Consider the following 26,665-nt stretch of genomic DNA (forward strand, 5'->3'; position numbering starts at 1 on the left):
AATTAGGCCTTCTTGTTGGCCTTGATGAAGTCAATAGCGTCTTGAACTGTCTGGATTTTTTCTTGTTGTTCGTCAGGGATTTCGATACCGAAGTTGTCTTCCAAAGCCATAACGAGTTCAACTGTGTCGAGAGAGTCAGCACCGAGGTCTGCGATGAAAGCGCTGTCATCTTTGATGTCTGCTTCGTTAATGCTCAACTGTTCTGCAACGACTTTTTTGACTTGTTGTTCGATATTGTCCATTTTTTACCTCTATTGGTTTATAAAAAAATATGGTTTGCCTTCATAAGGCCTAATTTTGCTATTTTACCAGAGCCTATTTAGCTTTGTACTACTCAAAAAGGCCATTCTTGTTTATAAACTGATCGGCCTTTCCGCAATTACAACCGTCCATTTACGAAATCGGGTACGGCCGACTTCAGGCTCAGGATTCTTTAATTTTTTACATGCGCATTCCGCCGTTAACTTCAATCACTTGTCCGGTGATATAGGAAGCGGCATCAGAAGCAAGGAAAACGGCTGTATTAGCGATGTCTTCGACCGCTCCGAGTCGACCCAAAGGAATCTGTGCAGACAAAGCTTTCTTCTGATCGTCAGAAAGAGCGTCGGTCATATCTGTGGCGATAAATCCCGGAGCAATGCAATTAACGGTAATGCCGCGGGCGCCGAGCTCACGAGCGATAGACTTACTCATCGCTATCAAGCCGGCTTTTGCAGCGGCATAGTTAGCCTGTCCGGCGTTGCCCATCATACCGACGATAGAAGAGAGGTTAATAATCTTGCCTTTACGAGCCTTCATCATGCCTTTCAAGAAGCAGCGGGTCAAACGGAAAGTGCCGGTGAGATTCGTTTCGATGACGGCATCCCACTGTTCGTCTTTCATTCTGAGAGCAAGAGTGTCTCTGGTAATACCGGCATTATTGATAAGAACACTGACTGCACCGAATTCTTTTTCGACTTCGGCAGCAAATGCATCGGTTTGGGCTCTGTCGGCAATATTTAAAACCTTGCCGCAGCCCTTTAATCCAAGTTCTTTGGCCTTAGCTGTAATTTTTTCAGCTCCGGATTGGGATGTCGCAGTCCCAATAACGGTAGCTCCCGCCTTCAGGCAAGCTTCAAAAATCGCAGCTCCAATACCTCTGGAAGCACCGGTAACTACGATAGTTTCCCCTTCTAATGCATTGGGTGTAAAAATAGATTTTGTCATTTTAGTTTTGTTCCTTTGTTTGTTCTGCTGCTTCAGCCAAGGCCTTTTGGCTGTTTAGAGCCATTGCCTTGACGTCAGGAGTAATTCTCTTGACCATGCCGCTCAAAGCAGCTCCAGGGCCACACTCATAAATCATAGTAACGCCCAATTTAGCCATTTCTCTGACGGTTTCTGCCCAGAGAACGGCACTGGCGGCCTGCGCTGCCAAAGCTTCTTTAATGTCTTTTGCGTCAGTTCTTGTTTTAACGTCAATATTGTGCAAAACCGGAATGCTCGGAGCTTTCACTTCTACTTCTTCCAAGCGGACTTTGAGCGCATCGGCAGCCGGCTTCATTAAGCTGGAATGGAAAGGACCGGAAACTTTTAATTGAAGAGCGCGTCTTGCACCGGCTTCAGTTGCAAGCTGCATGGCTTTTTTAAGAGCTTCAACTTCGCCTGCGATTACAACCTGACCCGGGGTATTGAAGTTGACTGCTTCGACAACGCCGAGGTCGGAAGCTTTAGCACAGATATCTTTAACTACATCATCGGCCAATCCGAGAACGGCAGCCATAGAACCTTGTCCAACCGGAACGGCTTTTTGCATTTGTTCTGCACGGTAGCGGACCAATTTCAGAGCTTCTTTGAAATCCAAAGCACCGGCCGCAACAAGAGCAGTGTATTCGCCGAGGCTGTGTCCGGCCATTACTTCAGGCTTTTTGCCGCCCAACGACAAGTAATAACGGTACATTGCAATACTTGCGGCTAAAAGAGCGGGCTGAGTATTGACAGTTAGATTTAAATCTTCAGCAGGTCCCTCTGCGATTAATTTATTTAAATCAAATCCGAGGGCTTCGTTAGCTTCCTGCATAGTTTCTTGGACGACAGGTTCGTCCTTTAAGGAATCCAACATTCCTACTGCCTGACTTCCCTGTCCCGGGAATACAAATGCAAATTTTGTACTCAAGTTATTCTCCTTAGTATTTCAACAGAACGCTGGCCCAAGTAAATCCGCCGCCAACGCCTTGAAGCAACAGTATGTCGCCTCTTTTGATTCTGCCTGAGGAAGCAGCTTTATCTAATGCTAACGGGATACTGGCTGCTGAAGTGTTTCCATGAGAGTTGACGCTCACCATCATATTCTCAGGGTTGATTCCGAGCTTATCGGTGACCATGCTCATGATTCTCAAGTTAGCCTGGTGAGGGACGAACAAAGAGACATCAGCGGGCTTCAAACCGGCTTTTTCCAGAACTTCCCTACCGCTTTCGGTCATTTTTTCGACGGCAGCCTTAAAGACGGCTTTACCGTTCATGAAAATGTACGGATTTCCAACAAGTTTTCCGTTTTCAATTCTTCCATCTGCACGGAGAACTTTTTCTCCGAGGGCACCGTCGGCCTTCATTGTGTAAGAAAGGATTCCCGGTTCAGAGGAGGCTTCCAAAATAACGGCTCCTGCTCCGTCACCGAAGAGCACGCAAGTAGTACGGTCCTGCCAATCCAAGATACGCGATAAAGATTCGGAACCGATTACCAAGACTTTTTTGAAGTTTCCGCTTTTAATCATGGAGTCTGCAGTGCAGAGAGAATAAGCGAACCCGGAGCAGACGGCCTGCAAATCAAAAGCAGCTGCATTAGAACATCCGAGAGCAGCTTGAACCTGACAAGCACAACTCGGAAAGATATTATCAGGGGTTGTTGTAGCGACTATGATTAAATCGATATCTTCAGGAGAAAGATTTGTTTTAGACAACGCCGACTTTGCGGCTTCGACCGCAAGAGTTACCGTCGTTTCTCCCTCAGAGACGAGATAGCGCTGTTCAATTCCGGTACGAGTTTTAATCCACTCGTCGCTTGTTTCGACACCTTCGACACTTAATCTTTCAGCGAGTTCTTTATTAGACACGCATTGCTTAGGCAGAGCGCTGCCGGTAGAAAGAATTCTTGAAAAAACTGTTTGTTCCAATTTGGAAATCCTATTAAATCGTTGGCCGTAAGGTTACAACAATCTTTGGCTTGAAAAGAAGCTCAAAAAACCCAATTTGTCATTGCACTCAAACAATTGAGAGAAGTTAGCGTTAAATTAGTGCAGCTGTTGTTAACTTGGCTATAACTTCGCAAAACGGCTTAAAAGTCGCGAAATTTAAATTGCTAAATAAAGTAACAAAACCGATTAAAAGACTGAATTATTGATCTGAGACGAGATTTTTCTTTTACTTCCAAGATCTTTCTTTTCGTTGTTTTATTCTTTCCAAAATATTTTATTTTCTCGGGAGGAATAATGAACAAAGCAAATACACTTCTTCTAGCCTCAGCTTTTTTTCTCTTACTTTTAGCCTCAGCAACCCCGTTCAAGCACAAAACAGTGATGCCGACTACTGCCGTCAAGCATTTGAAATCGGCAATATGCCCGGCATGACGGAGTGCGCACAGGAAGAACTTCAAACAGAGGATAAGCGTTTGAATACAGAATACAAACGAGTGATGAAAAATCTTGACTCCTCGGCCAAAAAAGAATTGAGAACCAGGCAAAGAGCGTGGATTAAAGCTCGAGATAAGGCATGCAAGTTAGAAGAAGACAGCGGACAAGCCGGATTGCTCAATCATGTATCTTGCTTGAAGGAGTGGACCAAGAAACGCGCGAATGAATTGGCCGGGATACCTTAATTTTCTTAAATCTTTATATGACAAACTCGTTTCGTTGCATTAGTCCCACTTCAAAAGTATTGATGAAATAGTCTTAGTTCTGCAACGAGAGCCCACGGCGAACATTGCTTTCATTTGGTAAAGCAATTGGAGTCACTTGTTTAACTCATTTCCACTTCTAGACATTTTTCGTCAAAGACCATAGTACTCAGGAAAGCCGAAATAAACTAATGGCAGTAGTAGAAGATGTTCCACTACTGCCATTTTTTCGGTTAATTAGCTTAACTCAATGAGTCTCAAACTCTCCGACGTGGGGCCGAGCGAGTGCTAATTAAGAAACTTATTCTTCGTCGCCAGCCTTAGTTGCAACTACTTTCTTACCACGGTAGAAACCTGTGGCAGAGATATGATGACGACGATGAACTTCACCAGTTGTCGGTTCGACAGCCAGTGGAGGATTTGTAAGGAAATCATGTGCACGATGATTTCCGCGCTTGTTTGTTGACTTTTTATTTTGCTGAACAGCCATGGTTAAACCCCACGAATTAAAAATAATTTTTAAGCGAGTAAAGAAAACCTTTTTCGCCCATACGAAAGTTGCGGATTTTACATCAAAAATAGCTCTTTAACAACCTTTACCTTCAGAGAAGTTAGTGAGTCAAAGGATTTTCTGTAAAGAGAAGAAAGTACTAATTACTATTAGTGAAGGCCTCCTTAATTAACGGTAACAAAGTTTGTAAGAACTCAAAAGTGAAAAGAACGACAGGCGGCAAAGTAAAGTTCTCCGGCAACAACGCTCAAGGCGACAATCTAAGTAAAAAAAGGAAGTGTCTGCAGACTAGGATCTGCAAAAATCCATTTACAGGTCCACAGATTCTTTGAGTGCAAAGCTAGGAGAGGGCTCAAACAGATTGCTTTAAATCTTTACGTATCTATGCTAATATCTACAAAATGAAAAGATTAGTAGGTATAGGTGAAGCCGCTTCAGCACTGGGAGTGTCAATCACAACTCTGCGTCGCTGGGAGGCATCGGGTAAGTTAAAGGCTGAGCACACGGCTGGCGGACATCGTCGTTATGATCTTGCCAAACTCAAGCCGGAACTAATTCATGCCGCCAGCGCGGATAACCGTCGAACCGTGGCTTATGCTCGTGTTTCCAGCCACGATCAGAAAGAGGATTTGGAACGCCAGAAACAAGTTCTGGAATTGTATTGTTCTCGCCAAGGCTGGACATTTGAGATTATCTCCGATCTCGGCTCCGGCATGAACTATCACAAAAAGGGATTAAAGAAGCTGCTGGAGGCTATCCTTGACGAGCAGGTCGGCCGTTTAGTCATTACTCACAAGGATCGACTGTTGCGTCTTGGTGCAGAGTTGGTATTTGCTGTCTGCGAGGCTAAGCACGTCGAAGTTGTGATCCTTAATCAAGAGGAGGACACGACGTTTGAAGCAGAGCTAGCTGAGGATGTGACGGAGATCGTCAACGTATTCTCTGCTCGTTTATACGGCTCTCGCAGCCGCAAGAGTCAGAAACTTCTTGATGGTATAAAGAAAGCGGTGGAAGAATCGCAATGTTGATCGCCCATCGCATCGCTCTTGATCTAAACAACGTACAGGCAACTTACATGTCACAGGCTGCGGGTACCGCTCGCTTTGCCTACAACTGGGCATTGAGCGAGTGGAAGAAGCAGTACGAAGCATGGAAGCAGGATAATACTCTGTCCAAGCCATCACAAGAAGCACTGCGGCGACAACTTAACAGCATCAAACGCAAACAATTTCCGTGGATGCTGGAAGTGACCAAGAATGCTCCGCAAATGGCGATTATCCAGTTAGGACAAGCCTTTAAGAATTTCTTTGCGGGCCGCTCCAGATATCCCAAGTTCCGTAAAAAAGGAAGAGATGACCGCTTCACGCTAACCAATGATCTGATCAGCATTGACGGCTGCCGTATCCGCATTCCTCGTCTGGGATGGGTGCGTATGCGGGAGTCGCTGCGCTTTGCGGGCAAAATTATGTCGGCCACTATTTCTCGAGTTGCTAACCGCTGGTTTGTCAGTATTACTGTAGATACCGAAGACAATTCACACCTGCCTAGAGCCGAAAACCAAGGTGCGGCAGGCGTGGATTTAGGAGTGTCCGCACTGGCGACTTTATCAACAGGAGAAATTATTTCCGGTCCTGGGCCTCACAAAGCATTATTGTCGCGTCTCAAACGGCTTTCTCGAACTCTAAGCCGAAAGCAAAAAGGCTCAGCTAATCGAGGGAAAGCCAAAATCAAACTTGCAAAGCTGCACGCTCGTATTGCTGCGATTCGAACCGATGCTCTGCACAAACTGACGACGGATTTGACCCGCCGCTTTCACAGTATCGGTATAGAGAATCTAAACGTGAGCGGTATGATGAAAAACCGTCATTTGGCTAGAGCTATTGCCGACATGAGTTTTTACGAGTTTCGCAGACAGCTGCAGTACAAGGCGGAAATGCGGGGCGGCCAGGTGATAGTTGCGGATAGATTCTACCCGAGCAGCAAGACCTGTTCTGGTTGCGGCTATAAGCTTGCATCCTTGCCTTTGTCGGTTCGCAAATGGAAATGCCCCGGTTGCGGAACAGACCATGAGCGAGACCTTAATGCGGCGATTAATTTGAAGAATATGGCGGTGAGTTCCACCGTGACAGCCTGTGGAGAGGAAGGCTCTGGCTCGAGTCGAATGACTCGAGTGAAACCGTCTTCGGAGAAGCAGGAAGCAAGCAGCAGATTTAATCAAATATGATTAGGTCTGTATAGGTATTGCAGAACGGTAAAAATCATGTCTTTACAGCTCTATTCCACTCTTATTGTCTTTATTTCCTCTGTTTGGTCCTAGTGCATAGAGGTTGGCATGCGGTTGCTCAAGTTAAAGCGTGGGTCGAGAGTTTCAGGACGTTCTTCGGGTGCGGTCCGGCCGTCTGTTGATAGAGGTGTTGTTTTAGGTAGCCAACCAACTTTTCGATATTCTTTCGAAAGTTTAGGAAACTCTGTTAGTTGTGCATTGATAGTTTTTGGGCTTATCCCGCGCAGTAGTTATGCTGATCCTCTGAGCAAAGCTCTTTATGGGAAAGGCCAAAAGCAAATCATCCGATGAACTGACCCCTGTTATTCTTGGCCTGCTAGGACCCTATAAATCAACGGTGAAATCTATTACTTTTGACAACGGCAAAGAGCTTGCAAGGCACGTTCATATCGCCGATAAATTGGAGTGCTAAATGTTATTTTGCCAAGCCTTATCACACTTGGGAAAGAGGAACCAATGAGAGAACAAACGGGCTTATTCGTCAATACATGCCCAAGGGCACGCCTATCAGTCCTTTTAGCGCTGAGCAAGTCGACTCTTTCACGGCCAAGATAAACAGCAGACCAATGGCTCTGCATCGCTTCCTTAGACCAGACAGTGTATTTAACAGTCAAGTGCAAGCTCTGGCGTTCGAATAGCGGCGCTGGCCGACTCTGTCAAGTACTCGTGGAATAAATAGCTTCCGATGTGACCGGCAGGCCACAGGAAGCGGATTTATGCCGCGAAAGGTACTTGACTGAGGAGGACAGCTTAATACGCTTTAGGAAAGGGCAATGCGGCATTTTGCTGCATTGCCCTTGCCGATCCATGACGCCTGGTCCTTCCTTCTGTCAAAAATCTGGATTCAACCTAGCAGATTTTGTCGATTGTTATCGTCTAAGACGAATTTAAAGGCAAAAGTCGTGTTAACCTTCAGAAAAAAAAATGCGTTTCGTGCTTGAAAGTGCGAAATTAATTTCTCGGAGAATTTTAAGATTTCCGAAGTCGAATTCTTGAAAGATTGTTCGGTTCCGCTCTAATAGAAGAAAGGAGAAGAGCCAAGCTTCTTGTGAAAAATGTTGCTAGCTAATTAGGACATCTCGGGAATTCTTCTCACATCCTTAGTTTGTTGAGGACTGATGCTTTTATGACTGCCAAGCGGACACGGGTAAGCCTGTAATGGAAAACATTTGCCAATTTATGGGGATTTGAATTTATGAATTTCCCCGAACTTTGACTTGAGAATTCTTTGTCTTGTTATCCGTTCTAGCAAGTAGTGATACTCTGTCTTCAACAGGGGCCTAACTGATGTAGTAAATAGTACGAGGTTGTGGCTACATCCTGTGGAATGAAATTTCCCACTGACAGGGAAAGAAAAAATTATTAAAAATAATTAAAAAGCTGAGGGTAAAAATTATGCGTACACCTGTGTATACGCTATCTTCCTATCGGTTAACATCATGGCCAACGAAATTTAATAAGCGGTTAACTGATTCGATGAAGGAAGCAGAATTCTCTGCTCGACGATTCTTAAGAATCAGACGTTCCCCTGGATATTGCCTCGACTTGGTTCAACAAGATCTGTACAGAAATCTTGGATTGATTGCAGGATTCGCTTTAGCTGCTGTTGCCCTCTTTCCTGAGACGGTCTCGGCTGAACATCTTACTTTTCTGTTGAATGACGAAACAATAAAAAATTAGAGGAACAGAAGGGTAGCCAAGGAATCGATTGGACTAATAAAGTTATTGATTCAACAGCAGCTTGGAAGTTCGTTGACCAAACGGAAAACCCGGGGCGACCAACCATTCTCTCAGGGGACGAGGTTATCATCGAGGGCGGCTGGGCCTTAACTTTTAGTCCACTACCAGCTGGGCTCGGAGCCGGGATTAACTTCTTTCCAAGAATTGGAATAGATGAATGCCTGACCACTACTACTATCACAGGAAGGGGCAATAGAAAGGACAAAACTAACAAAATAATTGTTGAAGGAGACCCCACGGCTGACGGTCTATATGCGGGGATTTCTTTTGATATTTCCCCTGATGGAGCCGCAATAGATCCTGCACTTCCATGGACAGTTACAATTGTTGATGTAGATCTGGATATCTCACATGTCTCTCGTGGAATTTATCAACCCTACGCATCTGCGGTGACAATTAAAAACCAGACAACCAAGATTGTTAGTACGTGGAATATTTTTCCTCTTCTAGGAGATATGCCATTAGGATCCATTGCTATTCAATCTACTCCAACTGAGGATAACTCCAATGCTTCGAATAAGGCTTACATCTCAATAGAGTCTTCACAGATAGATTTGTCTTCCGAGGCGAGAATAGTGTACCAATTGGCCACAGACCGCCTTAAATCAACCATTGATTTGAATGTAAATAATGATGGGGAGGTTCTTTTAAGAGGATTTGTCGATAAAGCACCTATTTCATTTCTATTATTGGGAGAAAACGCTAAAACAAACGTCGGAGGTTCCTACCTATTATTTGAAACGAAAGGGGATCCACACCGTGGTCTAGGTAAGATTCAAGGAGACGATGGAAATCTTTATTATCCACTCGCTCTTTTAGGGGGTCATGCAGCCTATATCGAGGAGGGTGCAACTTTAAACATCTTTTCAAAAAAAGTAGAAGGTACTGTTCTCTTTATTACAGACACACAAGGGAGATTACTGTACGGCTCTGAAACATCTAAGACAAAATCCATAATCCAAGGTGGTTTTGAGTTCGCCTCCGATAGCGGGGAAAACCAAGTTTACTTTGGACCCGGCTCTATCTTCAGCGGGCACATAATGGACGCGACGGTCTCTGCAGATGGAGGCGTACCAACTTTTTCCATGAAAGAGTCTACTTGGAATGTACTAACCGGACTAGCAGAAAATCAAGATCATTCGTCCACTGTCTCAAGCCTTAAATTAGAAAACTCTACTGTTGATTTAACTAGAGAAAAAGACACATCCTTGAATGCTACATATGGCACAGTAACCCTTGGTACATTAGACAGCACAAAGGGTATCTTCCGTTTAGATGTAGACATTGCCAATAAGGTTAATGATCAGATTATTGTCGAAGATAAAGTTACAGGTCAAAGTATCCTTTCAATCGAATCGGCCGGTACAGGCAATGGAACTGACAGTGAAATATTAGTCAAAGCTCCCGTTGACACACCGGAAGAAAGTTTTCTTCTTGAGCCCAAAGAAATTAATGGTCAGAAGTATCGCGCTATCGATGAAGGAGCCAGGATTTATCGCTTGGCAAATGTCCAGAATGAAACGGAAAAAGATAAGCGAGATTGGTACTTGACTCCGTGTAAAGAAGGCGAGTGTCTGCCTGTAGAGGAGGAGCCAGAGCCGCCAGAACCTACGCCCGATCCCCCGGATCCCACTCCTCCGGATCCTCCAAAACCAGATAAACCTTCACCAGATAATCCTGGTCCGGCACTTCCTGTGTATTCGCCATCGGCTGAAGCGATTTTCGCAATGGCAGGTATGGGCTCGCAGACGGCTTTCTATCAAGGACAGCTGTCCGACTTAAGAGAACGTCTCGGAGAAATTCGTCGGGACGTACGCGGAGAAGTCAGAGAAGGTCTTTGGGCATCCGTCGGTGCTCAAAAAGATCGCATTGCCGGTTTTTCGTCAACATCTTTCAAATCTACCGTTTATCGATTTAACTTCGGATACGATACAGCGGTGGGTGAGTGGTTAATTGGCGGTAATTTCAAATATGCGAGTGCCAATCAAAAAACAAAGGACGCTTTCTTTAAAGCAAAAGGAGATGCCCACTCTGAAGGTTTGAATGCATACGCTGTTTGGCACAATGAGAAAGGATGTTATGCCGACTTGATTCTCAGTGCTGATCGTTATCACCAAAGGTTGAATACCTCAATGCTTGACGGCACCGGAGTCCGGGGAACGTATCGGAACTGGGGTGTCGGTGTTTCAGCCGAAGTCGGAAAGAAATCTTTTATCAACGTACAAAAGACCTGGTTCGTAGAACCTCAGCTTCAGCTGGCATACTACCGCATCCATGGAGATAACTTTACCTTGTCGAACGGAATGAAAGTTAAACAAGGCAATTTCAATTCATTGACCGGAAGGTTAGGCGTGGCCCTCGGTAGAGATATTAAGTCTTCTGAAGGTCAGGATAAAGGACAAGTCTATCTTCGCGCCGGTGTAAAGAATGAGTTTCTTGGAAAACAAAAAGTCTATATAAACGATGAAAGATTTTCCGATAAGTTGACCGGCAACCGAGTGTATTACGGCTTAGCTACCGATTGGCTAGTTAGAAAGAATCTTAAGGTTTACGGACACATAGAGCGTGAAAAAGGCGCTCACTATACCAAAGAGATTGAAGCTCAAGTTGGCTTGAAGTGGCAGTTTTAAATTCTGAAAGAGTTTACTCAGAGCTAGAGCCTAAAAGAACGTAACGTAAGTTGTTTGCCGGCATTCCAAAAAGCTTTGGTTGCCGGTAATCTTTTTGCGTTCGGAGAATGGTCTTTTTCTAACTTCGACGAGGTGTCGGTATTTGTGGCTTGATGGCGTCTAAATACAAAGGAAGAACGGAACTGAGAGTCCTAGGCAGATAAGAGCCATCCCGCATTAAAAATTTCGTATATCCCGGCTCCAATATTGTTGACCCATGCTCTTTTACTAAAGTTTAGCGTCCTAATTCAGACCGAAGTTGGTTAAACTCTAATCCAACACTATTCTTTGGCAGAATCATGTTTAAGACTCAAGAGTTTGCAAAGCTTTGCAGCACAACAAAAGAAACGCTGTTCCATTACGACAAGCTTGGTTTACTCAAGCCCGATCAGGTTTTAAAGAACGGTTATCGAAATTATTCCTACTCCAAGTTAATGGACTTCCATTTCCTTTCTTTTTTAAAAGATTCGGGAGCCTCATTAAAGGAAATTGAGGCACTCTGTCAGACCGGAACCAATAAAAAGAATGGATGTTCTTTGATACAAGCCTCCGAGAAGATAGAAGATCAAATTTCTAAGTTGGAAATAGAAAGAGTTTTTCTGAAAGAACTGGGTGAGTTGGCAGTAGAAGCGGTGGAAGCTCCTCTTGATTCTTTAATGGTTCAGAAAAACTCAAAACAAAGCTTCTTGCTTGTCAAAACAGAACCTCAGGAAATCTCCTCGGATACCGACTACAGTACAGTCCTAGAAAAAACTTTGACTTCTCCTGTACCGGTCCCTGTATTCGGAATCCTTTTGGATTCAAATGCTGCTAAAGAAGGACGCCTTGTGATCTTGGGTCTGCTTTTCTTAAAAGATACGGTTGACGTAAGCACCAAAATAAAAATTAAGAAAGGTCAATTTGCTGTCTGGTACGGCAGAGGAGACTTTGAAGCGAAGTGCAATGCGGTCAGCACAGTAATCAAAGAAATTGGTGATTCTGGTTTTGCCGTTGACGGCAACATCTTGTGCTTTAATGTTTTGGACGTGCTCTCCTCTAATAAAAAGGAAGCCTATTTCAAACTGATGATACCGGTAAGCTAGAAAAATGACCTTCGATCCTAAGAAAGAAGTGTTGGCGCGATTAGAAGAGTTAAAAGTGCCTTGTCAGATTCATGACCATCCGCCAATTTTGACGGTGGAAGAAGGAAGAAAGATAGCTGCCGGACTGTCCTCTTTATGCTGCAAATCTCTCCTTGTAAAGAATAAGAAAAAATTCTTTTTGATTGTCTTAGAGAGCAATAAACGTTTTGATTCCAAAGCCGCTGCAAAGCAAATTGGCTGCGGTCATTTGTCGTTTGCCAGTGCCGAAGACTTACGGAACAAATTGAATACTTTCGCTGGTGCAGTCTCCTTGCTGGGACTTCTTTATAACGAAGAAAAAGACGTTCAATTAATCTTTGACAAAGATGTGCTGAAAGCCGAGTATGTCGACTGTCATCCTTGTACCAATGACTGCAGTTTGAAAATCAGTGTGGCAGATATTATTGGTAAGCTCCTTCCTCAGCTTGGTATCGAGTACAAGACCATTCAGATGGCATAAGCGCATCAGAAGCAATTAAAGCAAAACGCCCACTAGACGGGCGTTTTGAGTCTAAGTTATAAGAAAATTAGAACTGATGGTTGATACCAACGAAGAATTCAACAGAGTTCTTGCCGAGCAAGTTATCCGGAATACCGTATCCATTGCCTTTACCGACATTGTCTCCTGAGAAGTTGAAGTGCAGAGAGCTATCCGGACCGGCTTCAATGGCATATCCAGCCTTGTCATCATTGAAGACAGCTTCTACGCCGCCGTAAATACGGGTGCGTTTAGACAGAGGATAGGCGTACTTGGTGCCCAAAGACCAAGCATCGGCTTTATCGACGGTCTGATTCTTCAAATAAGATGCAGATACCATCCATTTGCCACCCCACAAAGGAGTAGATGTTCCTAACTGAGCCATCCAGAAGTTAGCTGAGGCGTCTTCGTTATTTGTGAATTTCTTAGTAAATTGGACAACAGGTTTTGTAACACCGAAGTCATAGCTGGCAGCAAAATTTAAATACTGGTTGTTCCAACTTGCAGGTTGTCCGTTTGGACTGAACTTACGGAATAAGTAGCTGCCCATGATGGAGAAGTTGCCATGATCAAACTTAGCTGCGTAGTTGTAAATATTTCCTTTGCTGTTGGAGTCCTGCGATCCGGCAGCGTCCGTATGTTCGCCTAAAGCGACATAGAAGAAATTAGTAAGTCCGAATGGTGTCGGAAGAACATACATCAAGGAGTTGTCTGCACGGACTAAATTGCCGTCTTGACCAGTAACAGCGGCTGAACCCGGGAAGAAGTAAGGAGAGTCGGAAGAACCGAGGCTCAATTCTGTCGGGTCAAACATAGCAAATACTAAGAAGTGCGGAGTGTATTGACGACCGAAGGACAATTGACCGTATTTGCCACGGACACCGACGTTAGCTTCACGGCTGAATGCTTTTCCGTCATTTCCGAATGTTGCGCTGCCGTTATCAGCTAAGAAAGCGTTATCTAAATTGAAGAAAACTTCTACGCCGTTGCCAAGATCTTCGGTTCCTTTAATGCCCCAGTGGGAAGCGGTGAGACCGCCGCTCTTAATAGCTGTTTTCCATTCCCCGCCTGTAGCGTTGACGGCTACATATTCGTCAACTGCGCCATAGATTTCAACATTGCCGGCAAATGCAACAGAGCAAATTGCGGAGGAACAAAGTAATGCAAGAGTCTTTAATTTCATTTTTAACTCCTTGGTTTGAGTAGTCATAGTTCTTATTTTCCACTTTCTTATTTTTCGACTGTGTTAGATGGAAAACAGATAATTCATTGTTCCTCAGCTTGGAGACAAAAACTGTTAAATAGTTAACGCTACTCAGAAGTTTTGAGATTTTCAGGATGGGTCTTTCTTGAGGGACAAGTTGTTCGATACGAAGATAAGTAACGGCATCAGATCCGCTACTTCTTCCGACTTCTTGCTTACCTTCATCCCAAGGACTCTCTCATAGATAGAAAATTAAGGAATCTTTGCAGAAAAAGTGTTGGGAAATAGAAGATTTTGAAAGAGACATATCTTATTCGGAGGTAACAAGTGATTTTTGGAGAGTTTTGACTTCCTCCAAAGGTAATCCTGTAGCCTGAGCGATGGATTCCAGCGGGACGTTGCCGATTTTAAGGAAATTTTTTGCAATTTCAATGGCTTTTTTTAACGCTTCTCTTTCTGCTATGACCTGTTCGATGCCTTTCATTTCTCTTACTCCTTCCTCAGTTTCTTTGAAAAATTCAACTCGTTCTTTCAATATCGCATTTTTCATCTGTTCTGCTCCTTTCGCATTGAAATCGCTCATCAGCTCTCCAATGGGATCGTTGCCACGGTAAGTTCCATTAACAAAAATGAATCTGGTTCCGTCATCAAAATCCGAATTGTCCTCTAAAAAAGCTCTTTTTACCTGATAGGCGGGAAGGCCTTGTTTTTTCAGGTCATATTCCAGGATAAAGATAACATAGGTATCCGGAAGTTTGGCAAAATCTTCTCCGCTTGTGAGATTATTTGTATCCAGCAAAGAACTGTGATAGCGCGCTCTTCGATAAAGACACCGTCTTTTGGCTCTTTGTACTTCGATATTAATTAAGTTTCCATTTTCATCTGTAGCGACTGCGTCAAGGCATGCATTTCTGTTTTCAACGGTAAGGTACCGTTCCTGAGTGAAAATTTCTTGAATCTTTACTTCTGGAATATTGAGTTGCTTGAAAATGCCGTTGATAACGGTTTCGATGTACTTTGGATTACCTCGGAAGCACAGTTCGAAAAAGCTGTCATCCATGAGACGCGCATGCCGAATGTACTCTAGTGCTTGTTCTTTTCTAGTTTTACTGTTCATATTATTCAAAGAGTAAGAAAAATTTTTCTCGTGAGATTTAAACCAAAGTTTTGAAGAAATTCTACTTAATGACCCACCTGTTGTCTAGGTGGAAAAGAAAAGCAAATTAGATATAGGTGTCAGCTTTAATGCTGTAAGCTTGAAAACTTGTAGTGAGTGATAGAGATGATGGGAGAGTCGCTTATATATTGAAAGTGCTTATTCACTTTTGTTCTCCGTCTTTCTTTTTGGGAGGCTTTTTATTATCGACGAAAAAGAAGGACGGCGCATTCCCTCTGTCTGTTTTCCTAGAGACATCAGAGCTTTTTTGCAGCATAGTTAGCACCTATTGAAAAATTATGGAAATTAAGAAGCCGGCCTTAACGCAGTCGGAGTTTTTTACGCTAAACGGGGTTTTTCCTGAAGGAAAAAAGTAGTGTTAGTCAGTTAACAGAGTTTTTCAGACGTGTGCTTTATATTGGATAGTAGCTTGTTAAAAGCTTACAAATCTAATTAGCCTCATCTCAAGGAGAGCGTCAATGCAAAATGTAGACAGACCTAAAGCTCTAAAGCCATTGATGGAAGCTGCCACGGCCTTAAATAATCCTATTCTTCAGAAAGCAAAAGAAAACGGCAAGAAAGTCGTCGGTTTTTTATATCAGGAAACTCCGCTTGAAATTATTACGGCTGCAGGTGCAGTTCCATATTTCATTCGCGGAACAGGTTCCGACGGAACGGAATACGCTGATGCATTTTTCCGCAATTTAGCTTGTAATTATGTTCGTCATACTTACAACCAAATCTTGAATGACCAACTCGATTTTCTTGACGGCGCAGTCTTTTATAACAGCTGCGACCATGCTCGCCGTATTTATGATAACTGGCTGACCGTCCCCGGAAATCCTGTTTATCACTTCATCTATATTCCTAAGAAGCGCGGAGATCTCGCTAAGGCCTTCTATAGAGAAGAAATCGAAAAATACATCAAAGCTACCGAAGAAAAGTTCGGCGTCAAGATTACTGACGAGGACCTCAGAAAAGCCATCAAGCTTCATAATGAAACACGCCGCCTTCAGGCGGAACTTTATGAAATGCAAAAAGGCGATGAGGTTTATCTCAAGGGCTCTGAATTAATTGCCGTGATGATGGCCGGCATCTCTATGCCTTTGGAAGACTACAACGAATTGCTTAAAGAACTTATTGCCGAACTTAAAGCACAAGGACCGCAGTACAAACCTGCTATTCGTCTCCTCTATACAGGCGGTCATGCTGACAGTCAGGAATTTTTTGAAATCTTGGAAAACCAAGGCGGACAAATTGTCGTAGATAACCTCGGTTTCGGCAGCCGTTCTTCCGCAGTCTTGATTGATGAAGAAAAGGCTCCGTTGGACGCCATCATCGATTATTACTTCGATGAAATGCCGGCCGCTACCCGTCAAATGCACACTCAAGATGAAAGACTTGACCGGCTTGGTAAGCTAGTTGAAGATTATAAAGTTGACGGGGTTATTTCCTCACGCATTTACATGTGCGATATGTGGGCTTTTGAGCAGTACCTCATGCGCGGATATTTGGCAGAAAAAGGTATCCCCGGTCTTGAATTAGAAGTCGATTATGTCCCGGATTCCCAAGGACAGATTAGAACTCGTGTTCAGGCCTTTGTTGAAAGTCTGAAATCTCAAAAGAACCTCTAATCCAGGAGAAGAATAATGGCTGATTTATCCCAATTAACCGGTGTCGAAAGAACCAAAGAATACAGAGACAGATTAGAAGGTGTGTTGAAGTTCTTCGAGTCTCTTCCGGAAGAACAAAGAAATCCGGTTCAGATCGCTGTGGTCCAGTTAATGAAAGATCACAACGAAAAAATGATTGACGCTTTCGAAAACAAGAAGCCTTTGATGTGCACTTGGTACGGCAACTGCCAGGAAATCCTCGCGGGTATGGGTGTGGTTTATTACAACCCGGTTTTCGATTTGATGTTTCATCTTGGCTTGACTGATTATGCCGACGCTAAAGAATGCGACAAGTTCAATTTGGACGACAAGATGTGCTCTTTGGTTAGATATGCCGTCTATTCCATGGAAAACAGACTTCATCCGCGTCCCGATTGCTTCGTTGCTATGGCTGAACCATGCGATGGCCAACTGATGCTTCACCAGGCATTTGCCCGTTCCGAATTCTTGAAGGGCGTTCCTGTTTATACCATCGACCCAAGCTATGGTCATACAGATAAAGACTTCGAATATGTAGCCAAACAGCTCAAAGAAATGATTGGCTTCATCGAGAAGAATACCGGCGCTAAGTATGACTTCGAAAAAGTCAAAGCAGTGGTTGAAGAAACCAATAAACAGTATGAAATTTGGAAAGAAGTCAACGAATACATGAAGGCATCTCCGGCTCCGATGCCGTCCTTTGTAATCGGCGACGTTTTCTGGGCTTTAACTCAGCATTTGCCGGCAGGCGATCCGAGAGCTACCGGTTTGATGGCAGCCGTTCGCGATGTTGCTAAAGCAAACGTCGAAAAAGGCGTAGGCCCGGTCATGAACGAAAAAATCAGATTGTTCTGGCCTGACTTGAATCCGCTCTGGGGCGAAAAACTCGGTAATTGGCTTGCCGAAGAATGGAATGCCGTTGTGGTTAACTCCTTCCAAGGTTTGAGCCCATACACTCCGGTCGATACTTCTACGGAAGAATCTATGCTCTTCGGTTTGGCCCGCAGAAATGTCGCAGAAGTTCCGATGATTCGTCAGGGAAGAGGCTGGGTTGACGTTGTTGTTGACGATTTGACTCAGGCTATCCAGGACTACAACATTGATGCCGTATTGTTCTCCGGACATATGGGTCATAAAGATCAGGCCGGTATTAACCAGTTCATGAAGAAAGTTTGCAAAGACATGAAGGTTCCTCTTCTGACTTTGACTACAAGCTTGTTCGATGAACGTTTTACTCCGATCGAGAAAGTTAAGAACGATATTTCGAACTTCTTGAGTGCCAACGGCTTCGAGAAGAATGCCAAGAAATAACAAAGAAGATATCAAGAAATAAGAAAGGTGCGAAATGCTGTTTATAGGTTGTGACTTAGGCTCGACAACCGGCAAGGTTGTCATTATGGATGAATCTGAAAAGATTCTCGGGAGCTCCATCGTGCGTTCTTCCAGAGGTCCGAAGAAGACAATGGAACACGCTTTAGCAGAAGCCATGCAGAAAGCCGGAATTAATGAAGTCGATCCGGCAACGGGTTTCCCGAAGGATGCTTACGTGGTAGCTACCGGCTACGGCCGAGGATCCGTTGAAAACATCAATGAAGAAATCTCCGAGATTTCCTGTCATGCCCGGGGAGCAACCTATTTGCGGCCGACAACTCGCACCATTATCGATATCGGCGGTCAGGACTGCAAAGTCATTTCTGTTGATGAAACAGGCCGAGTATTGGAATTCCAAATGAATGACAAATGCTCGGCTGGTACTGGCAGATTCTTTGAAGTGATGGGCCGTGTGTTGGATTTAAGTTTGGAAGATTTGGCTGCTGAGGCTTTAAAGTCTGACAAACCTTGTGCTATTTCTAAGCAGTGCAGCGTTTTTGCGGAATCGGAAGTTATCTCCTTGGTTAACAATGACGTTCCGCTGCCAGATATCGCGGCCGGCATCCATGAATCGATTGCCCGCCGAATTCACGGCATGGCCTATAAGGTCGGGATCGAAGAAGATGTGGTTCTGACCGGCGGCTGCGCACAGAATAAGGCGCTCCAAAAAGCTTTGGAAAAGAGACTGAAGATGAAGCTTGGCCATATGGACGGCGATCCTCAGCTTGCCGGAGCTTTAGGCGCAGCATTGTTTGCAAAAGAAAAAGCATTAAAGAAGGCATAGCATGGAAAGACTGAATGTTTGGGATTCGCTGCTGGCTCAAGCAAGAAAAGGCGGCTGCCCGATTACAAAAGAACAAGAAGCTTCTTTCTCAACACGATCTAACTTTGTGCTGAAAGGAAATACTGCTGTTGATTTGGGCGAGAATCCTGAACAGTCTTTCCTGACCTTTTCTGAGTCTCCGTCAGAATTTGACAGCGGGGTCTATTTGGTAGGAAAGGACGTCAATGAGCTGAGCGGAAGTCAGCCTTTGGCACTGCAGCTTAACGTAGTCGGATGCGAGGATAACGATGAGCTTTTGTACCTAATCATTCAAAACCTGAAAAGAGAGCTTCAGGTCAAGGATGTGATGGTCAAAGGCTCTGCAAACAAAATCTGGCTTCGGTTTTCCAAGAAAGCTATCGAAGGCGGCATGGACCTCTTTCAATTAGGATCGGTACTTTTATTCCGGCTGCAAGAGGAATTTACTGAACTGTCATTAATCCAAATTCTGTTTGTAACGGAAAACGGATCTGTCTTTGACACGGTACGCATTGCTTCCGAAGAATGGAATAAGCAACAGGAAGCCTTGAAGGCTGCAGTTTGGGACAAGCGCGGATTCAATTTCAAAGAATGTCATGTACTTGGACATTGCGGGAAGTGTTCGGATAAAAAACTTTGCGCCAATGTCCGTAAGGTAGAACGCATTCTTACCCTGAAGAGAAAAGAGAAAGAAAATGAGTGAGCAAAGAGTAATTGCAGTTTGCGGGAAGGGCGGCGTCGGTAAGACGGCATTCACTGCAATGCTGACAAAAGTGTTGATGAACGAAGTTCCGGGGAAACTGCTGGTGGTCGACGCTGATCCGGCTCTCGGTCTCAACTACGCCATTGGCCGAGAAAGTGAAGTCACTATCGGCTCCATCCGTGAAATGGTTCTGGAAAAAGCGGAAAAAGGCACTAAGAAAGATTTAGAAGAACTGGCTGACAGTGTTGAGTATTTGACTGCGCAGGCTTTGGATGAAAATGAGAAGTTTTCTTTCTTGGCTATGGGCCGTATGAACACTATCGGGTGCTTCTGCTCTGTTAACGACTTGCTCAAAGGCGCTATTGAAAACATCATGCATTCTTTCGATGTTGTGCTGATTGACGGCGAAGCCGGGCTAGAGCAAATCAACCGTCAGGTAATCGAGAAGATTGATACGCTGATATTAGTGACTGATACCTCCTTCAGAGGATTGCAGACGGTACGTCATATCAAAAAGATGGTTGACGAAGGCTTAGTTCCGGCTTGCAAAAACTTAGGCGTCGTTTTTAATCGAGCCCAGTCCGATGTGACAAGCTTTAAAGAGTTTGCGGAGAAAGAACATATCAACGTGATAGGGTCGGTTCCCTACGATAAGCAAGTGGAAGAATTCGATCTTGCGGGCCGTCCTTTACTTGAACTGCCCGATGACAATCAAGCGGTTTTAGCCGTGAAGGATTGCTTGAAGTGTGCGGGAGGAGCCGTTAGGTAAATTTATCATTCCTTGTTGGGAATCTCTTTATTGAGGCTGGAGACAATCCGGCCTCTTAAATTATCTGCCTCTGTTTTTCTGTTTTCCCACCAGTCAAAGACATCGGAGAAAAGGGCGCCGTGAATAAGCAGGAATTTTCCATCCTTCTTCACCAGTCCTCGGTTTGCCCATTCACTTAGCTGTAAAGAGACAGATGTTCGGCTCGAGGAAATAATTTTGCTGAGCATCACGGTGTTGAGCTGAACCGGAAGAGGATTCCAACCGTCGGCTTTGATTGGGTAATAGGCTTTGATTAAGGCTTGGAAGAGTGATACCAATCTCATATCAACTTCCATAGTGAAACAAGCAAGAAGCGCTTCAATCTGGCTTTCTTGTTTCTTGACTATGTGGGCAGTGAATATGTCCAAGATTTGGGTATTAGCCGTGATTTCTCGGTGCCAAATTTCGTAGGGCAGGAACAGTGCCTCACCATCTTTAACGACGTAAGCGCTGACATTGGCTACGGTGCAAGAGGCGCCGTCGATGTCTCCCATACATCTTTTGGGAAGAATTAAGGCAAATACATGTTCCTTATCGTTCCAGTCCCAAAAGCGATAGAAGCACAAACCTTTCAAAAGGTACCCAATTTCTCCGAACGGGCCGCCATGGAGGAGTTCTTGGCCTTTTTTGATTTTTCTCTTCTCACCGTATTTGAAGAAGATTTCCTTTATTTCCGGAGGCTCCTCCGAGTGAATCCACTGTTGTCCGAATACGATTTGGCGCAAATCTACCCCCGACTAAATAAACACCGTCTGTTGATAACTATATAGCAATTTGCTTGAGTTCCCAAGTGTTCATAGGGTTTAGGAGAGGCCGATTTTTTAGGCTTCGACTCAAACAAAATTAAGAAAAAGAACCGAGGCGTACGGCGTGTAAGTAGAATGGAAAGAAGAAGAATTTTGGAATGGCAAATGACAGAAAAGGCCTTGAAAGACTTACCGCTTGGAACCTCTGATTTCGCTGCTTTACGAATGTCGGACGAGATCTATGTCGATAAAACCAACCTCGTTTTTGCGTTAGCCTCTAAACGAAGGAAATATTTCCTTATCCGGCCTCGAAGATTCGGGAAGTCTTTGCTAGTTTCAACTTTTGAGTCTTTGTTCAAGCATGGTTTAAGAGATTTTCACGGCTTGGATATCGAGCGGCTCTGGACAGATGACAAAACTTACAATGTAGTTAGGCTGGATTTTTCTGAGGTTAAGCCTCTATTCGGACTACAGAAATTTACGGATGATTTGCGAGATCGTCTGGTTGATAACTTTTCACCATTTGGTTTCGCTTACAAACCTGATAACACCACAATATTTAGCCAGTTGTCTGCGTGGATGAAGACTCAGCCGGTGAATTCTCTGGTCCTGCTAATCGACGAATACGATGCTCCTTTAACATCCTCTTTATTCGATCCGGAGCTTTTTACCTCTGTCAGGAACGTACTATCCGAGTTTTATTCCGTATTGAAGTCCAATGATCAGATTTTGAGGTTCGTCTTTATTACCGGCATTACAAAATTCAATAAAACTAATATTTTTTCCGAGCTTAATAACTTGGATGATATTTCGTTAAGTCCTCGATTCGGAAGCTTGCTTGGCTATACCCGTGAGGAGCTCCAAACATATTTTTCAGGCTATTTGGATCAGGCTTCGGATGCACTTTGCCTCTCACAAGAAAAACTTTTGGAGAAGCTGACTACCCAATATGATGGATTTTGCTTTGAAAGAACCGCCAAAAGCAAAGTTTTTGCGCCTTGGTCCTTGTTGAAATTCTTTTCTGAGCCTGAAAGCGGCTTTTTGGACTACTGGTTCGAAAGCGGTGGCAAGCCGTCCGTATTGTTGGGTTATTTGAAATCCCATGCTCTTCGGAATCCGGAAGAATACTGCCGCGAAAAAACCATTTCGTTGGCCTCTTTGGAAGGATCCTCGGACGTAGAAGGCTTGTCAGATCTTGGTCTTCTGACACAGGCAGGATATCTAACAATTAAGACAATAAAGTATACAGACACGGTTTACCTGGACTATCCCAACCAAGAAGTAAAACGCTCGATGGCTCAGCTGTACCTGGAACAACTTCTTCGCGGCAGAGTTGCAGGTCAGGTTGGAGCGGGACCGATTGTGCGTGTGCTGAAAGAAGAGTCGCCGGAATCCGTCTTCCATATCCTTAATCGATTATTTTTGGCAGTCGACTATCATCGTTATCCGGTTAAGGATGAGGCTTCTTTGCGGGCCTATGTCCAGGTGTACTTTGCCGGTGCCGGCTTAAAGCCAAAAATTGAGAGTCACAATGCCCATGGCAGAAGCGATTTGGAAGTTCAAGCGAGTGATAGGTTGTGGATTTTTGAGTTCAAGGTAGTCAGAGACGAGCATGCCGCAGATGAAGAACTGAAGGAAGCTATAGATCAGGTCACAGCTCGACACTACGGCGAGCAAGAAAACTATCTAGAACTAAAAAAGATTGTCCTGGTATTCTCCATCAAAGAAAGACAATTTGTCCGCTGGGCGCAAGCATGAGCCGAGAGGAACGATAAGATGAAGGCTTATAGGTAACGTCAGCCTCTCATTTTTAAGCAAAAAACCGCAAAGTTCAGTGCCTTGCGGTTTTTGGTTCGACTATCAAATTCGTTAATCAGGCTACTTCATGTTTTCTGTGGCATGAAGTGCAGCGTGTCTGCCAGAGAAGGCTGCAAATCCAAAGGCGTGTCCAGAAGACCAAGTTGTGTATGTTGGTCCAACCATGTTGGAAACTTCTAATCCTGTGGCATAAAGACCTTTGATTGGTTTGTTATTCTTATCCAGAACTTGATGATTTCTGTTGGTGACAAGGCCGCCGTAAGAGCTGAAATAGTAGGCTTTGAGCTTGATGGCATAGAGTTTCTTGGTGTTAAGCGGACGCATGTAATTCTTCAACTTAAAGAATTGACCATCATGCTGTACTTCACAACCTTTATTGTAGGCAGAAACCGCGGCGGCTAGATTTGCTTCCGGAACGCCAATTTCTTTAGCCAATTGTTCAACGGAGTCAGCGGCTTTGAAGTTGTCGCTGTCGGCGGCCAAAGCTTCATCGATATCTTTCTGAAGGTTAGGAAGTTTTTTGCCAACCGGTGCCAATACGCCAATGCCGGAATCAATGCCTTTGTCCATCATGTATTTGACTTGAGAGTCATCAAAGATGCTCCAGGCATAATGGCCGTGCTGTGCATAAATGGCATTGGCCGCTTGGCTGAAAGAGAAGGCGACGTCTTCGTTGGCGAAACGGTTGCCGTCTGAGTTGACCCAAAGAGCTGACGGTTGCCAAGAAGTTGTGTAGAGGTCGCTTAAGAACTTGATGCCTTTGCCTTCTGTTCCTAAATGGCCAACGAAAGAGACTGGTCCCATCTGTGCGCCTGCATTCAAGGCCATTTGAATACCGTCGCCGGTTTTGTTCATGTTGACCGAAGACTTCCAGCCTTCCGGATCTCTATGGGCCCATTCAGCGATTTTCTTAGGATCGTCACCAAAACCGCCGGAGGCTAGGATAACGGCCTTGGCTTGAATGATGTATGTATCGCCTTTCTTGTTGGCGGCTTTGGCGCCAATGACGTCTCCTTTGTCGTTCTGAATGAGTTCTGTAGCGGGAGTGCTCGTCTTAGTATCGACGCCCAGTTTGTCCGCACTGTCTTTTAACCCTTTGATAAGTCCGGCACCGTGATTTGTTCCTTTGTAGTCGCTGATGACATGCCATGTGGCCTCTTCCCACGGCGTCATTCTGACGACTTCGAATTTGATGCCGTGATCGGTAAGCCAAGCGATGTTTTCACCGGAGCCTTCTACATAATCTTTGGTTTTTGGTCCGTCAATAACGTAGAAGTGCTTTTCCATCAAGGTTTTGAATGCTTCTTCCTTTGTCAAGGTGTCGCTTCTGAGACGATTTAGTTCGGATTCGACGGCAAAAAGACCTTCAGCGAATTGAGAACTGCCGCCAACCATAGGATTCTTTTCCAGCAGGATGACTTTCTTTCCTTTTTCGGCACTTTGCACGGCAGCTGTTAAACCTGCGGAACCGGCTCCGATGACAAGCACATCAGTGCTGAGCTTATATTCGGCAGCATTTGCAAAAGCCATGAGGCAAGAGGAAACGGCACAGACCAAGATTGTTTTATTCATGTTGACTCCTTGTGATTGCGGTGTTTAAGGCAATAGTAGATCCTCTGGCTTTGTGTAAATGTTCAATGTTTAACGTTGATTTTTATCTCCTCTTAGATTGTTCAACGGTTAACGCTAGATGAGTAGATCCATTTCGTTTAGGTCCAAAAAATAACTTTATTGCGCATAAAAATGAAAAAGTTGCAAGAAGAATATGGCGTTGAAAGAGAAGCTGAGAGACTAGCCGCGATGTTTGCTGCTTATATGCAACATATTGAATTTTAAAAAATTCTAAAGTTGACTATTCATTTTTTACATGTTTTAATGCGCCTGCCTGAGGACGTATTCCTCGTTTTCGATGGTGTTTCAATGACTGAACAATTAAGAAATCGGCTGAGCTGCATGGCTTTTTTCTTTGTTGCCGGCGGTACATATTCAGCCATTATGGCGTATATGCCTTCAATCAAGGTGCATACTCAAACAACCAATGCACAAATCGGAACGGCTCTATTTTTCTTCGGAGTCTTTTCTTTGATTTCCTTGCTCTTAAGCAAAAAGATTCTGGAAAAACTTGAATCAGCTTTGGTGATCTTCCTTTGCACAGTTTGGATTTCTCTCTGCGTTTGTGCCATTGCCTTTGCATCCAGCCCGGTACAGCTATATATGTGTTTCGGCGCGATTGGTCTTGGCGTAGGCTTGATCGATGCGGCCGTCAATATGCAGGGAATTTTGTTTGAACAAAGACATAATCAGCAGGCGCTTAATCTGTTTCATGCCTTGTACAGCGCCGGAAGTCTTGTTCTATCCATTATTGCGGCTATTGCGGCTTCTGCGGCACTCAAAGCGGAAGTTTTTTTTCCTTGTGTCGCGGGGCTATTTGTTGCGATTGGGATCTTTTCAAAACCGGGTCTTCTCGCTGATCACAAAAAAGTTGAAGACAAGGAAGCAAAGCCTGAGTCTGAACGCAAAATTCCGTTCTTTGTAATTGTTTGCGGCCTGTTAACGCTCTTGGCATATTCTTCTGAAGGCTCTGTAGCAGAATGGGGACCTCTTTATATTGTTGAAGAAAAAGATGCTCCTATAGCACTTGGCGCACTGGTTTACGGAGTTTTTTCAGCAATGAGTTTTATAGGGAGATTGTTTGCAGATCCGATCAGAAAAAAGGTTGGCTCTTTCGTACCAATTAGAATAGGGTTGGTGGTTGGCCTTTGTGGAATGCTTACGGTTCTTTTCGCACAATCGGCCTATCTTTGCTTGTTCGGCTATGCGTTGCTGGGAATCGGTTTGGCACCGGTAGTTCCGACGTTATTCAGTTTAGCCGGTTCCATCCCGGGAATCTCTCCTCAGCGGGCCAGTTCTACCGTTGCATTTCTTGCTTACGGGGGTTTGCTTTCCGTCCCTCCGTGCATCGGATATTTGGCACAAATTAGCTCGCTGCACTCCGCGCTTTTCCTGGTGGTAGCTTTTCTGGTTGTTATTTTTGCGGCATCTTTGGTTCTCCGAAGACTTTTTGTGAAGTCTGGAGGCAAAGCGTAATCGAAGGCTCACGCAATCAATCGCATGATTGCAAAAAAACACCGCAGGTGGCTCGAGCCATCTGCGGTTAAGTGCCTAATTCATTAAGGCAATCCCCATTAACTAACTACCCACGAGGCTGGCCTCGATCAAGGAGTTGAATCAAGTTTGATTCAGTAAGTAGAACTATACATTAATTGAGAATCATTATCAATTAATAAATATAAGTATTTACCCTTATTTCAAACTTTTATGTTCGGTTACAGAGTTTTTTCGTCCGGCGCTGTAATCTGAATCGTAGATTGTTCATTAATGATGGAGAATTGATCTTTGAATGAGCCGTGAAAACCGGAAACTATTACTACCAACAAGCAGAAATTAGAAAAATAGAAAAGCATTGCCCACCAATTCCTATATCTTGTTTTTGCCAATTTCTGGTCTGAAAGATTCCTGGGACGGCATCTCTTACTCTATTACTACAAGTATTCCAAAATTTTTAAATCCGGAATCTCTTGGCGCCCGATAGATAGTAGAAGATTTTAGCTGTTTTGTCCCTAAAAAATTTGCATCTAAGCGCCTAAAGCTTTACTACAAAGAAATTGACATCCTCCTCTTCGTGAACGAAGAGGATTCCCTACCACCACTACAACAGCCGTAGCCTATTGTTG

Annotated in this window: 22 protein-coding genes and 1 pseudogene; 14 read left to right on the forward strand and 9 right to left on the reverse strand. The window is 44.2% G+C overall.

Going from position 1 to position 26,665, the window contains the following annotated elements:
* Positions 1–2: 2 nt before the first annotated feature.
* From acpP to RDK53_RS06985, 4 genes are all read right to left on the reverse strand, one after another.
* Positions 3–242 (reverse strand): acyl carrier protein, encoded by a 240-nt coding sequence (acpP, locus tag RDK53_RS06970; RefSeq protein WP_066591548.1) that lies wholly within the window; start codon positions 240–242, stop codon positions 3–5.
* 199 nt (positions 243–441) lie between these two features.
* On the reverse strand, positions 442–1,206 hold the full coding sequence (gene fabG / locus RDK53_RS06975) for a 3-oxoacyl-ACP reductase FabG (RefSeq protein ID WP_308513907.1): 765 nt from the start codon (positions 1,204–1,206) through the stop codon (positions 442–444).
* Position 1,207: 1 nt separating this feature from the next.
* A complete protein-coding gene (fabD, locus tag RDK53_RS06980) occupies positions 1,208–2,152 on the reverse strand; it encodes an ACP S-malonyltransferase (protein WP_308513908.1) in 945 nt (314 codons plus the stop codon).
* Positions 2,153–2,162: 10 nt separating this feature from the next.
* Positions 2,163–3,149, reverse strand: coding sequence for a beta-ketoacyl-ACP synthase III (locus RDK53_RS06985; RefSeq protein ID WP_308513909.1), 987 nt, complete (start codon positions 3,147–3,149; stop codon positions 2,163–2,165).
* Positions 3,150–3,580: 431 nt separating this feature from the next.
* On the opposite strand from RDK53_RS06985, the gene RDK53_RS06990 reads away from it, so the two are divergent.
* Positions 3,581–3,850: a lysozyme inhibitor LprI family protein gene (locus tag RDK53_RS06990; RefSeq protein WP_374041577.1), complete on the forward strand. Its 270-nt coding sequence runs from the start codon at positions 3,581–3,583 to the stop codon at positions 3,848–3,850.
* A gap of 319 nt (positions 3,851–4,169) precedes the next feature.
* On the opposite strand, the gene rpmF is transcribed toward RDK53_RS06990, so the two are convergent.
* Positions 4,170–4,358: a 50S ribosomal protein L32 gene (rpmF, locus tag RDK53_RS06995; RefSeq protein WP_066591541.1), complete on the reverse strand. Its 189-nt coding sequence runs from the start codon at positions 4,356–4,358 to the stop codon at positions 4,170–4,172.
* 422 nt (positions 4,359–4,780) lie between these two features.
* Here rpmF and RDK53_RS07000 point away from each other — a divergent pair, with 422 nt between their 5' ends.
* From RDK53_RS07000 to RDK53_RS07025, 6 genes and pseudogenes are all read left to right on the forward strand, one after another.
* Entirely contained in the window at positions 4,781–5,407 is a 627-nt protein-coding gene (locus RDK53_RS07000) for an IS607 family transposase (protein WP_308513911.1), read from the forward strand.
* Positions 5,401–6,603: a transposase gene (locus RDK53_RS07005; RefSeq protein WP_308513912.1), complete on the forward strand. Its 1,203-nt coding sequence runs from the start codon at positions 5,401–5,403 to the stop codon at positions 6,601–6,603. Before RDK53_RS07000 ends, RDK53_RS07005 begins: the two co-directional genes overlap by 7 nt.
* Positions 6,604–7,009: 406 nt before the next feature.
* Positions 7,010–7,170: pseudogene (locus tag RDK53_RS07010) on the forward strand (IS30 family transposase); the annotation flags it as partial.
* 1,688 nt (positions 7,171–8,858) lie between these two features.
* Complete coding sequence (locus RDK53_RS07015; protein ID WP_308513913.1) at positions 8,859–11,033, forward strand: autotransporter outer membrane beta-barrel domain-containing protein; 2,175 nt, start codon at positions 8,859–8,861, stop codon at positions 11,031–11,033.
* A gap of 338 nt (positions 11,034–11,371) precedes the next feature.
* Positions 11,372–12,154 (forward strand): MerR family transcriptional regulator, encoded by a 783-nt coding sequence (locus tag RDK53_RS07020; protein WP_308513914.1) that lies wholly within the window; start codon positions 11,372–11,374, stop codon positions 12,152–12,154.
* Positions 12,155–12,158: 4 nt separating this feature from the next.
* A complete protein-coding gene (locus RDK53_RS07025) occupies positions 12,159–12,653 on the forward strand; it encodes a prolyl-tRNA synthetase associated domain-containing protein (protein ID WP_308513915.1) in 495 nt (164 codons plus the stop codon).
* A gap of 67 nt (positions 12,654–12,720) precedes the next feature.
* Here the strand turns inward: RDK53_RS07025 and RDK53_RS07030 are convergent, their stop codons facing one another.
* Positions 12,721–13,854, reverse strand: coding sequence for a porin (locus RDK53_RS07030; RefSeq protein WP_308513916.1), 1,134 nt, complete (start codon positions 13,852–13,854; stop codon positions 12,721–12,723).
* A 331-nt stretch (positions 13,855–14,185) separates the two neighbouring features.
* Positions 14,186–14,992, reverse strand: coding sequence for a PD-(D/E)XK nuclease family transposase (locus RDK53_RS07035; RefSeq protein WP_308513917.1), 807 nt, complete (start codon positions 14,990–14,992; stop codon positions 14,186–14,188).
* A gap of 518 nt (positions 14,993–15,510) precedes the next feature.
* On the opposite strand from RDK53_RS07035, the gene RDK53_RS07040 reads away from it, so the two are divergent.
* From RDK53_RS07040 to RDK53_RS07060, 5 genes are read left to right on the forward strand one after another with little or no spacing between them, the layout of a single operon-like run.
* Positions 15,511–16,665 carry a 2-hydroxyacyl-CoA dehydratase family protein gene (locus tag RDK53_RS07040; protein WP_308513918.1) on the forward strand — a complete coding sequence of 385 codons (1,155 nt, stop codon included), beginning with the start codon at positions 15,511–15,513 and terminating at the stop codon, positions 16,663–16,665.
* A gap of 15 nt (positions 16,666–16,680) precedes the next feature.
* Positions 16,681–17,994 (forward strand): 2-hydroxyacyl-CoA dehydratase family protein, encoded by a 1,314-nt coding sequence (locus RDK53_RS07045; protein ID WP_066595435.1) that lies wholly within the window; start codon positions 16,681–16,683, stop codon positions 17,992–17,994.
* A 34-nt stretch (positions 17,995–18,028) separates the two neighbouring features.
* Positions 18,029–18,838 carry an acyl-CoA dehydratase activase gene (locus RDK53_RS07050; RefSeq protein ID WP_308513919.1) on the forward strand — a complete coding sequence of 270 codons (810 nt, stop codon included), beginning with the start codon at positions 18,029–18,031 and terminating at the stop codon, positions 18,836–18,838.
* Between the two features lies 1 nt (position 18,839).
* Positions 18,840–19,559 (forward strand): hypothetical protein, encoded by a 720-nt coding sequence (locus RDK53_RS07055; RefSeq protein ID WP_308513920.1) that lies wholly within the window; start codon positions 18,840–18,842, stop codon positions 19,557–19,559.
* Positions 19,552–20,328 carry an AAA family ATPase gene (locus tag RDK53_RS07060; RefSeq protein WP_308513921.1) on the forward strand — a complete coding sequence of 259 codons (777 nt, stop codon included), beginning with the start codon at positions 19,552–19,554 and terminating at the stop codon, positions 20,326–20,328. Before RDK53_RS07055 ends, RDK53_RS07060 begins: the two co-directional genes overlap by 8 nt.
* A gap of 5 nt (positions 20,329–20,333) precedes the next feature.
* Here RDK53_RS07060 and RDK53_RS07065 read toward each other — a convergent pair whose 3' ends face one another.
* Positions 20,334–21,092 (reverse strand): Crp/Fnr family transcriptional regulator, encoded by a 759-nt coding sequence (locus RDK53_RS07065; RefSeq protein WP_308513922.1) that lies wholly within the window; start codon positions 21,090–21,092, stop codon positions 20,334–20,336.
* A 186-nt stretch (positions 21,093–21,278) separates the two neighbouring features.
* On the opposite strand from RDK53_RS07065, the gene RDK53_RS07070 reads away from it, so the two are divergent.
* Entirely contained in the window at positions 21,279–22,871 is a 1,593-nt protein-coding gene (locus RDK53_RS07070; RefSeq protein ID WP_308513923.1) for an AAA family ATPase, read from the forward strand.
* Between the two features lie 120 nt (positions 22,872–22,991).
* Here RDK53_RS07070 and RDK53_RS07075 read toward each other — a convergent pair whose 3' ends face one another.
* Positions 22,992–24,503 (reverse strand): FAD-dependent oxidoreductase, encoded by a 1,512-nt coding sequence (locus tag RDK53_RS07075; RefSeq protein ID WP_308513924.1) that lies wholly within the window; start codon positions 24,501–24,503, stop codon positions 22,992–22,994.
* Between the two features lie 348 nt (positions 24,504–24,851).
* Here RDK53_RS07075 and RDK53_RS07080 point away from each other — a divergent pair, with 348 nt between their 5' ends.
* Positions 24,852–26,018: an MFS transporter gene (locus RDK53_RS07080; protein ID WP_308513925.1), complete on the forward strand. Its 1,167-nt coding sequence runs from the start codon at positions 24,852–24,854 to the stop codon at positions 26,016–26,018.
* The last annotated feature ends 647 nt before the right edge of the window (positions 26,019–26,665 follow it).

It is taken from the genome of uncultured Turicimonas sp., assembly GCF_902477955.1.
GTDB lineage: Bacteria > Pseudomonadota > Gammaproteobacteria > Burkholderiales > Burkholderiaceae_F > Turicimonas.

Coding starts and splice junctions, on each gene's coding strand:
- acpP (WP_066591548.1), bottom strand. CDS start 242: ATGGACAATATCGAACAACAAGTCAAAAAAGTCGTTGCAGAACAGTTG.
- fabG (WP_308513907.1), bottom strand. CDS start 1,206: ATGACAAAATCTATTTTTACACCCAATGCATTAGAAGGGGAAACTATC.
- rpmF (WP_066591541.1), bottom strand. CDS start 4,358: ATGGCTGTTCAGCAAAATAAAAAGTCAACAAACAAGCGCGGAAATCAT.
- RDK53_RS07000 (WP_308513911.1), top strand. CDS start 4,781: ATGAAAAGATTAGTAGGTATAGGTGAAGCCGCTTCAGCACTGGGAGTG.
- RDK53_RS07005 (WP_308513912.1), top strand. CDS start 5,401: ATGTTGATCGCCCATCGCATCGCTCTTGATCTAAACAACGTACAGGCA.
- RDK53_RS07015 (WP_308513913.1), top strand. CDS start 8,859: ATGCCATTAGGATCCATTGCTATTCAATCTACTCCAACTGAGGATAAC.
- RDK53_RS07020 (WP_308513914.1), top strand. CDS start 11,372: ATGTTTAAGACTCAAGAGTTTGCAAAGCTTTGCAGCACAACAAAAGAA.
- RDK53_RS07025 (WP_308513915.1), top strand. CDS start 12,159: ATGACCTTCGATCCTAAGAAAGAAGTGTTGGCGCGATTAGAAGAGTTA.
- RDK53_RS07030 (WP_308513916.1), bottom strand. CDS start 13,854: ATGAAATTAAAGACTCTTGCATTACTTTGTTCCTCCGCAATTTGCTCT.
- RDK53_RS07035 (WP_308513917.1), bottom strand. CDS start 14,992: ATGAACAGTAAAACTAGAAAAGAACAAGCACTAGAGTACATTCGGCAT.
- RDK53_RS07040 (WP_308513918.1), top strand. CDS start 15,511: ATGCAAAATGTAGACAGACCTAAAGCTCTAAAGCCATTGATGGAAGCT.
- RDK53_RS07045 (WP_066595435.1), top strand. CDS start 16,681: ATGGCTGATTTATCCCAATTAACCGGTGTCGAAAGAACCAAAGAATAC.
- RDK53_RS07050 (WP_308513919.1), top strand. CDS start 18,029: ATGCTGTTTATAGGTTGTGACTTAGGCTCGACAACCGGCAAGGTTGTC.
- RDK53_RS07055 (WP_308513920.1), top strand. CDS start 18,840: ATGGAAAGACTGAATGTTTGGGATTCGCTGCTGGCTCAAGCAAGAAAA.
- RDK53_RS07060 (WP_308513921.1), top strand. CDS start 19,552: ATGAGTGAGCAAAGAGTAATTGCAGTTTGCGGGAAGGGCGGCGTCGGT.
- RDK53_RS07070 (WP_308513923.1), top strand. CDS start 21,279: ATGACAGAAAAGGCCTTGAAAGACTTACCGCTTGGAACCTCTGATTTC.
- RDK53_RS07075 (WP_308513924.1), bottom strand. CDS start 24,503: ATGAATAAAACAATCTTGGTCTGTGCCGTTTCCTCTTGCCTCATGGCT.
- RDK53_RS07080 (WP_308513925.1), top strand. CDS start 24,852: ATGACTGAACAATTAAGAAATCGGCTGAGCTGCATGGCTTTTTTCTTT.